The 11,217-nt window shown below is 63.2% G+C and carries 11 protein-coding genes; 7 read left to right on the plus strand and 4 right to left on the minus strand.

The genetic code is table 11. From position 1 onward, the window contains the following. Nucleotides 1-76: 76 nt before the first annotated feature. From AC1ECK_RS22030 to AC1ECK_RS22040, 3 genes are all read right to left on the minus strand, one after another. Entirely contained in the window at nt 77-664 is a 588-nt protein-coding gene (locus AC1ECK_RS22030) for a BPSL1445 family SYLF domain-containing lipoprotein (RefSeq protein WP_480322671.1), read from the minus strand. A 427-nt stretch (nt 665-1,091) separates the two neighbouring features. Then, nucleotides 1,092-1,538 (minus strand): hypothetical protein, encoded by a 447-nt coding sequence (locus AC1ECK_RS22035; RefSeq protein ID WP_480322673.1) that lies wholly within the window; start codon nt 1,536-1,538, stop codon nt 1,092-1,094. A gap of 196 nt (nt 1,539-1,734) precedes the next feature. Continuing rightward, nucleotides 1,735-2,025 carry a PsiF family protein gene (locus tag AC1ECK_RS22040; RefSeq protein ID WP_480322675.1) on the minus strand — a complete coding sequence of 97 codons (291 nt, stop codon included), beginning with the start codon at nt 2,023-2,025 and terminating at the stop codon, nt 1,735-1,737. A 448-nt stretch (nt 2,026-2,473) separates the two neighbouring features. Here AC1ECK_RS22040 and AC1ECK_RS22045 point away from each other — a divergent pair, with 448 nt between their 5' ends. Further along, entirely contained in the window at nt 2,474-2,770 is a 297-nt protein-coding gene (locus AC1ECK_RS22045; RefSeq protein WP_480322677.1) for a YciI-like protein, read from the plus strand. Nucleotides 2,771-3,215: 445 nt separating this feature from the next. Continuing rightward, nucleotides 3,216-4,385: a transposase gene (locus AC1ECK_RS22050; RefSeq protein ID WP_480322679.1), complete on the plus strand. Its 1,170-nt coding sequence runs from the start codon at nt 3,216-3,218 to the stop codon at nt 4,383-4,385. Nucleotides 4,386-4,464: 79 nt separating this feature from the next. Here AC1ECK_RS22050 and AC1ECK_RS22055 read toward each other — a convergent pair whose 3' ends face one another. Beyond that, nucleotides 4,465-5,985 carry a mannose-1-phosphate guanylyltransferase/mannose-6-phosphate isomerase gene (locus AC1ECK_RS22055; protein WP_480322681.1) on the minus strand — a complete coding sequence of 507 codons (1,521 nt, stop codon included), beginning with the start codon at nt 5,983-5,985 and terminating at the stop codon, nt 4,465-4,467. A 188-nt stretch (nt 5,986-6,173) separates the two neighbouring features. Between AC1ECK_RS22055 and AC1ECK_RS22060 the strand changes: the two genes are divergently transcribed. From AC1ECK_RS22060 to AC1ECK_RS22080, 5 genes are all read left to right on the plus strand, one after another. Next, nucleotides 6,174-6,338 carry a hypothetical protein gene (locus tag AC1ECK_RS22060; RefSeq protein WP_480322683.1) on the plus strand — a complete coding sequence of 55 codons (165 nt, stop codon included), beginning with the start codon at nt 6,174-6,176 and terminating at the stop codon, nt 6,336-6,338. 266 nt (nt 6,339-6,604) lie between these two features. Continuing rightward, nucleotides 6,605-8,002, plus strand: a complete 1,398-nt coding sequence (locus AC1ECK_RS22065) for an undecaprenyl-phosphate glucose phosphotransferase (protein ID WP_480322685.1) — start codon at nt 6,605-6,607, stop codon at nt 8,000-8,002. A gap of 27 nt (nt 8,003-8,029) precedes the next feature. Then, entirely contained in the window at nt 8,030-9,508 is a 1,479-nt protein-coding gene (locus AC1ECK_RS22070) for a UDP-glucose dehydrogenase family protein (protein ID WP_480322687.1), read from the plus strand. A 22-nt stretch (nt 9,509-9,530) separates the two neighbouring features. Continuing rightward, nucleotides 9,531-9,992: an arsenate reductase/protein-tyrosine-phosphatase family protein gene (locus tag AC1ECK_RS22075; protein WP_480322689.1), complete on the plus strand. Its 462-nt coding sequence runs from the start codon at nt 9,531-9,533 to the stop codon at nt 9,990-9,992. Continuing rightward, the gene (locus tag AC1ECK_RS22080) at nt 9,986-11,155 is read left to right on the plus strand and encodes a polysaccharide biosynthesis/export family protein (protein WP_480322691.1); all 1,170 of its coding nucleotides are present in this window, start codon (nt 9,986-9,988) and stop codon (nt 11,153-11,155) included. The genes AC1ECK_RS22075 and AC1ECK_RS22080 overlap by 7 nt, the downstream gene beginning before the upstream one ends. Nucleotides 11,156-11,217: the final 62 nt, after the last annotated feature.

Here is an 11,217-nt window from a genome sequence, read left to right on the forward strand (position 1 = left end):
GGCGATGCCGATGGCATCGCCGTTTTTCTTTGGATCATTCGATCCACATGCCGACTCGCATGCAGATCCGTTTTGCCTAGATCTTCAGGCGCGACACCTTGGTGCCGTTGATCGAGATGTCGCCCATCAGGCCGGCGTTGGTCAGCACGAACACTTCGACCGGCGCGGTGGCCGTGGTGGTGTCGATTGCGCCGTTGGCGCCCATCTTGACGAGGGCCACCGAGGCGTCGCCGCCGGCCGACCAGCCGTCGGCATTGCGGAAATTGTCGAGTGAGTCCTGCGTCATGAACAGGAAGATGATGGCCTTCGACTGCGCGCCGGCCTGCAGGCCGAACGAACCCGAGACCGTGCTGTAGTAGCCGACGGTGGCGCCGCCAACCCGCAGCGCACCCTCGCCATACTGGCCGCCGACGATAAACCCAGCCTGCAGCACCGACGGGAACACGAGCACGCCACGCGCCTTCGACACGAGCTCACGCGAACCGGGCACCGTCTGGAAGAGGCGCGACATCGTACCGTCGACGCTGGCATTGATCGACTGGCGTTTCGACGCGTCGGTCGAGGCGTTGCTGGGGGTGTTCGGCGAGGTGGTGCATCCAGCGAGTGCAAGGCCTCCGAAAGCAAGCGCAGCGGTAGTCTTCAGCATGAAGTTTCGTCTTTGCATCGTTTTTCTCCATCATGGTTGCTGGGCGCAACCTCATTGCGTATTGCCAGGTTGCCTGAGAAGTTATATCACAGGCCCGCGCAAGGGGTGCGTTCACGAGCATTGCGAAAAGCCTTGTGGGACGGGCGTTTGCGGCCGGTCGGCAGAATCTGCCGGGTAACTTTGACCGATCTCAAACGACCTGTTCAAGCCGCTCGCGAGCCGTGCATACGGTGGTTTTTGCAGCCAATCCGGTGTTTCTGCACAAGCGCGCAGTGCCGCCCGCGAGGCGATCCAAGGTCGTTTTTTACCGATTTCCCCCGACGCGGGATAAATGAAATTAATTTGAAAGAATTTTGCGAATCTGTTGCGCGGACGCCGCAGCGTCGCGGCGGGGACCCTGCGGCGCGAGCATGCGAGGTGTGCCCGCGCCCAGGCATTCGAGATCTCACTGATTGGGCGTGCTTTTGACGGTCGGCGGCCGGCGCAATGCGCGGCGAATGCCGCCGATCAGCGCACCGAGCAGAAACAGTGTGACGGCCGGCACGATCCAGTACCCGACGAACGCGTGCCACAAATAGGCAAACAGGGTCGTGCGGCGCAACGCGTATTCGTCGCGCGCCTCCTGCTGGCGGGGCGCATTGGCGGCCAGCACAGCGGCCGGGCAGCCCGCTGCGCGCGCCTCATCGGGTTCGCCGTGACAGCGGGCCGGGGCGCCGGCTGTGCGTTGGGCGTCGGTGAACTCCCACGTGGTCAGCGCGCGTTCGAGGTCGACGGCGTTGTAGGCCATCTCCTCCTGAATCTCGCGCACCGCGACGATCGCGACCGGCACCGCCCAAAAGACGATGACGACCAGCCACCGCCTGAACCAGCGGTTCTTGTGTCTCCATACCATTCTTGCCTCCATTCGATGCGCATTGGCATCAACGACAAGATGGCGGCCCGATGGCGCGTGGTGTTTTATAGATGGGCCGTCTCCGCAGCCATCATAGAAGAAAAATGCCGCGCTCGGGCGAACGGACTTTGAACGGTGGGGAAAGGACGGGGCGGCCGATGCCGGGCTTGGGCGCCCGGCATCGGCGCCGGGTGGCTTAGCTCTTGTTGCTCAGGCAGGTCGACATGAAGGCCTTGCGATCGTCGCCTTTCTTGCCGGCGGCTTGCACGTTGCAGGCTTTCATCTTTTCCTGCTGGGTCATCGGCGCCGCGGCGGGCGCGGAGCCCGACAGGCACGATTTCATAAAGGCCTTGCGGTCGTCACCTTTCTTGTCGCCGGCCTGCTGGTTGCAGACGGTCATCTTCGACTGCTGGCTGTTCTGGGCGAACGCCGGTGCGGCCAGCACGGCGCCGAGGACGAGGGCAGCGAGAGTGGACTGGATCTTCATGGGACACTCCATCGGTAGTGAAAAGTGTTATTGGTAGTCGTACAACCGGGCGTCGTAGGCATCCGTTTGCCCATCGCCGCCGTTATTATGGCAAAACTGTCAGGTAAAACGGATGACCGTGTTGGCTGGTTGACAGCCGGGCGGGCGGGGTTTCGTGAGGCGGCCGGCTCGTGGTGCTAGCGCCGAGTGCGCCGGGTGGGGTAGGGCAGGACACAGCAGAGCACGCAAATAGTCTGGAGTGCAGATTGAAATTCCGGCCACTGCCTGGGCTTTTGAGTGCGCACATGCGCTCCCGCAGGCGCCCGAAAATGCATTCCTTTTTATAATGGCCATTTGCTATAAGCAGAATAATAAATCGGCACAAAATTCCGTAAATAATGTAATGCCGCAATATTGACGCTATTGACTCAATCCGAATCTGTTGTTCTCGAACTCAAGAGGCCTAACCATGCACTATTTACTGATCTACGATCTGTGTAGCGACTATCTGGAACGTCGTACCGCCTTGCGCGACGAGCATCTGAAGCTGGCGTGGGCCGCGGCCGGGCGTGGCGAGTTGCTGCTGGGCGGTGCGCTCGGCGAGCCGACGGACAAAGCGGTGTTGCTGTTCACGGGCGAAACGCCTGCCGCCGCACAGGCGTTTGCAAACGCCGATCCCTATGTGCGGGAAGGTCTGGTGACCCGCTGGCAGGTGCGCCCGTGGCTCACGGTGGCGGGCGAACAGGCCTCGAATCCGCTCCGCTGAGACAGCGTCTGGGCCCCGCACTCCGTTGTAGAAAGGGAATACTTTTTTTCCGTCTTCATTTGGCTGAAATAAAGCCGCCATTCCCCCGGCCTGATCTGCGCGATAGCCGGATACGCTGCCGCCACTGCGGGAATTTCTGCCGCGGCTATTGAAAATTCGACGCTACAAAAAGTACCAGTTTGTTTCCATCCGTAACACTTGTCTTTGTCATATTCATGCAAACCCTGGTGGTGGTATGCTTCCTGCACAAATTCTCCTATGCACGAGTGAGACCACGTTTTGTGCTTCGCGGTGGGGAAGATTCGCACTAACGCAGTGCGGCAAACGCGATTTAGCCGGGACGTCAATACATATTTGTGCAACCGGGGGGCGCTACACGAATCGTGCACGCTGAATTCGTGAGACGTCCCAAGCCGCAGCCCGGCCAGGCTGCGTGGAGAACCGCATGTTTTTCGATGAGCTAAGCAATGACGAATGGGCGCTACTCGCGGCGCTCGTTTCCGATGAGCCGGCGGTCCGTCTAAATCGACGCGGCCGGCCGCGCGCCGAGCCACGCGTCGTGGCGAATGCTGTCCTGTGGATCCTGACAACCGGTGAGCCCTGGTCGAAGTTGCCTGGGCGCTATCCGTCGGGTCCAACCTGCCGTCGCCGTTTTGAGGAATGGCAACTGAACGGCACGCTCGCCGAGATGATCCGGCTGCTGTCGCAAACGGGCCGCACGTTCGTCTACGTGCCGCAGGCGACGCCGCCGGCCCCGGCAAAGCCCGCTGCGCAGCCGGAGACGGTGAGCGCGCGCGACGACAGCGTGCGTGGCGTGTCCTGGAAGAGCCCCGAGTCGTGGCAAACCCCGGCGGGCGTCACGCATGGCTGGCGCTCGCTCGACCCGCTCGCCGACATGACGCGCCAGTTGTCCGGCACGGTGCCGCACGACGCCGTGCGCACCGAGCCGGCCGTGCGCCGCGCGGCCGAGCTCGGCCACGTGCAGCGCCTGCATTACGATCATCCGCAACGCCCGCTGCCCGTGAGCTATTCTGCACGCGGCATGCAGGTTGCCGATTGGCTCGGCTACGTTATCTATGTCGCGGCGGAACGCGTGCCCAACGCCATGTATCGCGCGTGGGCGGAGATCGAGAAAGATGGGCGGCGCGTCGAGCGCTCGGGTCTCGTCGGTCCGCGCTTCGTCGACGCCGGTGCCGCGCAGGACTATGCGCTGGAATGGGCGCGTCAATGGATCGACCGTGAGTGCGGCGCCGTAAGCACGGCACCCCACGCGGCGCCGAGCGGCTACGCGCGGCCTTTGCCGCCGCCTGCGCGGAGCATGCCGGGTGCGCCCAAGGTCAGTTCGGCCGGGGTTCATGCAGATGCACCGCTGAATGCAGCCGCGAACGCCCCGCTGGCCGGTCATGTTGCACCTCACTCCGGCGGCAGCCATCTGGCGGGTCATCATTTGAGTGGCACGTTGACAGGGCCGGCGAATCCGCAGCCGCATGGTTCACTGCATGGCCCGATCAGCGCCCTGCGCGCGCCGCTGCGCCGCTATCCGGGCGACACGGCGGCCGAGGAACGTTCCGAGCGCTTCCCGTTCTCGCCAGAGCTCATTTCCCACGCAGGATGAGCCGGCGAGCCACCCGCGGCCGGCAGGAGCACCCGCCGCAGGGTTCGCAGTAACAGTGGGTAGGTCACCGCCGTTGGGGTCATTGCCGTCCGTAGGTGTCGTCGAAGCGCACGATATCGTCTTCGCCGAGATAGGAGCCGGACTGCACCTCGATCATCTCCAGCGGCATCTTGCCGGGATTCTCGAGACGGTGAGTTGTCCCAAGCGGAATATAAGCCGACTCGTTTTCGGAGACGATAAAACGCTCTTCACCGCGTGTGACGAGCGCCGTGCCGCGCACGACGATCCAGTGTTCCGCGCGGTGATGATGCATCTGCAATGAGAGCCGCGCCCCCGGATTGACGACAATGCGTTTCACCTGGAAGCGCTCGCCGCTGTCCACGGAATCGTAGTGGCCCCACGGGCGGTGCACCTTGCGATGGTTCGCCGCCAGTGCGCCGCCTTCGGCGCGAATCCGGCCGACGATCTTCTTGACGTCCTGGACCCGCGATTTATCGGCCACCAGCACGGCATCGGCGGTTTCCACGATCACCAGATCCTGGGTGCCGACGCAGGCAATCAGGCGTCCTTCGGAGTGCGCGAAGGTGGAGGCGGAGCCCTCGAACATCACATTGCCGCGCGCCACGTTGTCGTCCGCGTCCTTCGGCAGGATCTGCCAGATCGCATCCCATGAACCCACGTCCGACCAGCCGGCGCGCAACGGCACGACCACGCCGGTCGCGACCGACGGGGCGCTGCCGAGCTTCTCCATCACCGCATAGTCGATCGAGTTCGAAGGCGACGCGCTGAAGGCCTCGCGCTGCAGCCGGAAGAAATCGCCGTCCGCCTTGCCGCCCGCATACGCGGCTTCGCAGGCCTCGGAGATGCCCGGCTGAAAATGCCTGATTGCCGCGAGCCATGTGGAGGCGCGCATGATGAAGATGCCGCTGTTCCACCAGTACTCCTGAGATTCCACATAACGTTGCGCCAGCTCGAGGTGCGGTTTTTCGACGAAGCGGTCGAGCCGGTGCGCATCGAGCGCGCCGTCGCGGTCGAGCGGGGCGCCGAGGCGAATGTAGCCGTAACCGGTCTCCGCGTGCGTCGGCACGATACCCATCGTGACGATGTGACCTTCGTAGGCGTGCCGGACGCCGGCTGCGACCGCGGCGTGGAATGCTTCGATGTCGGTCACCGCATGGTCGGCGGGCATCACCACCATGATGCCGTCCTCGTCCTGCGCGGCAATCGAGAGCGCCGCCACCGTCAATGCCGGTGCGGTGTCGCGGCCCGCCGGTTCGAGAATCAGCCGGCTCGCCTTGCCGCTCGTGCGCAGTTGTTCGGCGGTGGTGAAACGGTGCTCTTCGTTGGCGACCACGATCAGTTGATCGGCGAGCGGGTGCCCGGTCTCGAGCGCGTCGAGACGCCGGGTGGTGGACTGCAGAAGCGAGTCGGCGCCCAGCAAGCCGATCAGTTGCTTCGGATATTGCTCACGCGACATCGGCCACAGGCGGGTGCCGGAGCCGCCCGCCAGGATGACGGGATGAACCTTCAGCTTGACCTTCAGTGATGCGGCGGCGCCGGGCCGGGTGTCGGCGACGGAAGCCGTGACCGTTGCTGTCATGGTGATCTACTCCTCGGGGCTGGGTGAGTGCGTCGAGTTGTATCACGGCGTAAATAGCCAATAAAAGCGCGTTAAATAGAAGTTCAAAAAAAGTATTCAAGAAAAGGCGCAAAAAACTATCGAATAATTTCTGTTTTATTGCAACGCAACAGAAAAATAGAAAAATAATTGGCAAAGAATGATTCGAAATGCTTGATCCGGATGAGATGCTTAAAAAAGGGGCAACACGCAAACATTTCGCTACGTGCAAGCTTTGCTCGATAAGCATGCGCAGCATGGGGCCGATGTTGTCGGGCGGACGCCAAAACCTGCTGGAAAAGGAAAAAAGTGCCGAAAAAATCGAAGGAAAATAGAGCACTTTTGACCGATACATTTTGAGATATTTTGCGATCTTGCAGTGCGATTTTTAATACCGCCTTATCTAGCCTGTACGGGTATTCACTCATAAGGTTCACGCTTTTCGAATTGAGCGGAAAGCGGGGGCGATTGGCGAAACAACCGTTAATGGCCCATTGCGCGATATGTGCAACCTGAGTGCCGGTTGCCGGTGCGTTATCCGCGGTGCAACTGGCCGCCTACTTCACGGATAGAACTTGACTGACGAACTGGGGTGCTGCGCATGCTGAGCGTTCTATCGAGAATCATCGACATCGCCATGGTCGCTTTCGGCGCCGTGCTCGCAGCCGCCCTGCATAACGGCAAGTGGCTGTGGCTCGACGACATGCAGAGCATTTCGCTGGCGTTCGATTGCCTGCTGGTCGTGGTGTTTTTTCCCGCGCTGGGGATCTATCAGTCGTGGCGCGGCAAGCCGCTGATGGACCTGCTGTTTCGCGTCTGCGGCGGCTGGGTGATGGTGGAAACCACCGGCGTGCTGATCAGCTTCAGCCTGCACCGCTCGGACCTGCTGTCGCGGCTGTGGCTGCTGTATTGGGCCGCCGCCACCATCGTGCTGCTGATCGTGACCAAGACGCTGGTCTACACGATCCTCAAGGGGCTGCGCCGCGAGGGCTTCAATCACAAGGCGGTGGCGATCGTGGGCGGCGCGCCGTACGGCAGGTTCCTGATCGAGCAGATGCGCAGCCGTCCCGAAGCAGGCTTCAGTCCGGTGGTGGTGTACGACGAGGACGTGCCGATCGATCCGTATCAGGACCCGGACGCGGACCAAGCGGTCGAAGGCGTGCCGGTGGAGCGCGAATTCTCCGCCATGATCAATCTGGTGCGCGGCCGCGCCATCAAGGAACTGTGGCTGGCCTTGCCGATTTCGAAGGAAAAGACGATTCACCGCTTCGTGATGGAGCTGCGCAACGACTTCGTGAACATCCGCTTCATTCCCGACGTGCGCAGCCTGACGCTGTTCAATCAGCCGATGGTCGATCTGCTCGGCGTGCCGGCGATCAATCTCGCGGCCTCGCCGATCACCGACCTGCGGGTGCTGCCCAAGCGCATCTTCGACCGGCTGTTCGCGTTCGGCGCACTGAGCGCACTGGCGCCGCTGATGCTGGTGATTGCGGTGGCGGTGAAGCTGTCGTCGCCGGGACCGGTGTTCTTCCGCCAGAAGCGCAAGGGCATCGACGGCAACCAGTTCGAGATCTACAAGTTCCGCTCGATGAAGGTGCACGCCGAGACGGCCGGCAAAGTTACTCAGGCCACCAAGCGCGACCCGCGCATCACGGCGGTGGGCGCGTTCCTGCGCCGCACCAGTCTCGACGAACTGCCGCAGTTCATCAACGTGCTGCGTGGCGAGATGTCGGTGGTGGGGCCGCGTCCGCATGCGCTCGAACACGACGACATCTACAAGGATCTGGTGAAGGGCTACATGCACCGCTACCGGATCAAGCCCGGCATCACCGGCTGGGCGCAGATCAACGGCTTTCGCGGCGAGACCGACCGCATCGAGAAGATGATGGGGCGCGTCAAGCTCGATTTGTACTACATGCAGAACTGGACCTTCTGGCTCGACATCAAGATCGTCGTGCTGACGCTGTGGAAGGGCTTTGTCGGCAGCAACGCTTACTGAAACATTCAACTCTCCGAGGTGTAATTCATGAACGTGACGATCATTGGTAGCGGCTATGTGGGTCTCGTGACGGGCGCGTGTCTGGCCGACATCGGCAACGACGTGTTCTGTCTCGACCTCGATCAGCGCAAGATCGACGTGCTGAACAACGGCGGCGTACCGATCCATGAGCCGGGCCTGCAGGAGATCATTGCGCGCAACCGCAAGGCCGGGCGCCTGACGTTTTCCACCGACGTGGCCGCCGCCGTGGCGCACGGCGATATCCAGTTCATCGCGGTGGGCACGCCGTCCGACGAAGACGGCTCGGCCGATCTGCAGTACGTGCTGGCGGCGGCGCGCAATATCGGCCGCCACATGACCGGCTTCAAGGTGATCGTCGACAAGTCGACCGTGCCGGTGGGCACCGCCGTGCGGGTGCGCAATGCGATCGCCGAAGAACTGGCGGCGCGCGGCGTGCAGCATATGTTCTCGGTGGTGTCGAACCCGGAGTTCCTCAAGGAGGGCGCGGCCGTCGAAGACTTCACGCGCCCCGATCGCATCGTGCTGGGCTGCGACGAGGATGTGCCCGGCGAGAAGGCCCGCGAGCTGATGAAGCGCGTGTATGCGCCGTTCAACCGCAACCGCGAGCGCACGCTCTACATGGACGTGCGCTCGGCCGAGTTCACCAAGTACGCCGCCAACGCGATGCTCGCCACGCGCATCTCGTTCATGAACGAACTGGCGAATCTGGCCGACCGCGTCGGCGCGGACATCGAAGCGGTGCGCCGCGGCATCGGCTCGGACCCGCGCATCGGCTACGACTTCCTCTATGCGGGCTGTGGCTACGGCGGCTCGTGCTTCCCGAAGGACGTGCAGGCGCTCATCAACACCGCCGTCGAGCATCGTCAGGGCTTGCGGATTCTGGAGGCAGTGGAGGCCGTCAATGAAACGCAGAAGAAGATACTCGCGCACAAGATCGTCGCCCGTCTCGGCGAGGATCTGTCGGGCCGTACGTTCGGCGTCTGGGGGCTGGCGTTCAAGCCGAACACCGACGACATGCGTGAAGCGCCGAGCCGGCCGCTGATCGCCGAACTGCTCAAGCGCGGCGCGCGCGTGAAAGCCTACGATCCGGTCGCGGTCGACGAGGCGAAACGCGTCTTCGCGCTCGACCTGCAGGACGCGCCGCAGCAGCACGCGCGGCTCACGTTCGAAAGCGAAGAAATGGACGTGGCGCGCGGCGCCGATGCGCTGGTGATCCTGACCGAGTGGAAAGTCTTCAAGAGCCCCGATTTCGACAGCCTCAAACAGCATCTGCGAACGCCGCTGATCTTCGACGGCCGCAACCTGTACGAACCGGAAGCCATGCAGGAGCTAGGCGTGGAGTATCACGCCATCGGCCGCCAGTACGCGCAGCGCGCCGCAGCCGGGGCCGCCGTGCAGGGCCAGGCAGTTCAGGCCATGCAGCCTGGTCTTGCGAATCACGCCAATCACGCAGCCCGCCCGACCGGCGCCGCCGCCACGCAGTGACCTCCAGCAAGGGAGTCCGCCTATGTTCGCCAACGTTCTGATTGTGTGTCACGCCAACGTCTGCCGCTCGCCGGCAGCCGAAGTGCTGTTCAAGGCGCGCCAGCACAGCGCTCTCGGCGCCGAAGGATCGGCACGGCGCGCGATCCGCTTTCATTCGGCGGGCATCCGCGCCGTCGACGGCTGGGGGATGGACCCGATGATGCGCCACCTGCTCGCCGAGCGCGGCATCACGCCCGGCATGCACCAGTCGCGGCGTCTGAACGCGCAGCTCGCGCGCGATGCGGATCTGATCCTCGTCACCGAACACCGCCAGGTGAAGGACGTCGAGGCGCTCGAGCCGACCTCGCGCGGCAAGGTCTTTCCGCTCGGCAAGTGGGCTGACTCCGATGTGGTGGACCCGCATGGCAGGGCGGAAAACGAGTATCGCGAGAGCCTCATGCTCATTGAACACCTGGTCATGGAATGGCTGAAAAAGATATGCTGAAACGAAATCTCACTGTTGCACTTTTGCTGGCGCCTTTTCTGTCAGCTTGCATCGGACCCGGCAATTATCTGGACACCTCACGGTTGAAAGAGGACTCGCAGACGAAGCCCACGGAAACCTATCCGGTGCATCTGATCGACTCCGAACTGGTCGCGCAGCAGGCTCAGCAAGCCGCGGCGCAGCAGCAGAAACTGCCGCCCGGCAAGTACGGCGATGGGTCGCAATACGTCTACCGCGTGGAGCCGCAGGACATTCTCGGCATCACCGTGTGGGATCACCCGGAACTGACGACGCCTAACGGCAGCACGCTGTCGACCGGCGACAACACCACCCAGACGCTCGCCGGCGCGGTGCAGCAGCCGTATACCACGGCGCTGCCGGGCCAGGCCGATCCGTACGGGCAGACGGTGTCGAGCGACGGCTCGATCTTCTTCCCGTTCGTGGGCCGCGTGCACGTGGCGGGCCGCACCGTCGGCGATATCCGCAACGACCTGTCCACGCGCCTCGTGCCGTACATCCGCAATCCGCAGGTCGACGTGCGCGTGCTGTCGTTCCGCAGCCAGAAAGTGCAGGTGACGGGCGAAGTGAAGTCGCCGGGGCCGCTCGCGATCAGCGACGTGCCGCTGACGCTGGTCGATGCCATCACGCGTTCGGGCGGCAGCAGCGAAACCGCCGATATCCAGCGCGTGCGCCTCACGCGCAACAACCAGCTCTACGTGCTCGACGCCGACAAGCTGCTCGACCGCGGCGATACCTCGCAGAACGTCATGCTGCAGGCGGGCGACATCATCAACGTGCCTGACCGGGTGGATAGCCGCGTGTTCGTGATGGGCGAGGTGAAGGCGCCGCTCACGGTGTCGATGCTGCGCGGCCGTCTGACGATCGCCGACGCGCTCACCCAGGCCACCGGGATTCTCGACACCGACGCGAACCCTCGCCAGATCTACGTGATGCGCGGCATGAAGGACAACCCCACGCATCCGGAGGTGTACCGCCTCGACATGACTCAGCCCGACTCGATCATGCTGTCGTCGAGGTTCCAGTTGCAGCCGCTGGATGTGGTCTACGTGGGCACTGCTGCTTCGACTACCTTCAACCGTGTCATCCAGCAGGTGCTGCCGAGCGTGGAAACGTTGTTCTATCTGAAGGAACTCACGCGCTAGGCGCCTGACCCGCCGACGGTCCTGGGGGGGGGGGGGGGGGGGGGGGGGGGGGGGGGGGGGGG

The organism is Paraburkholderia sp. SSBN10T (assembly GCF_056619545.1).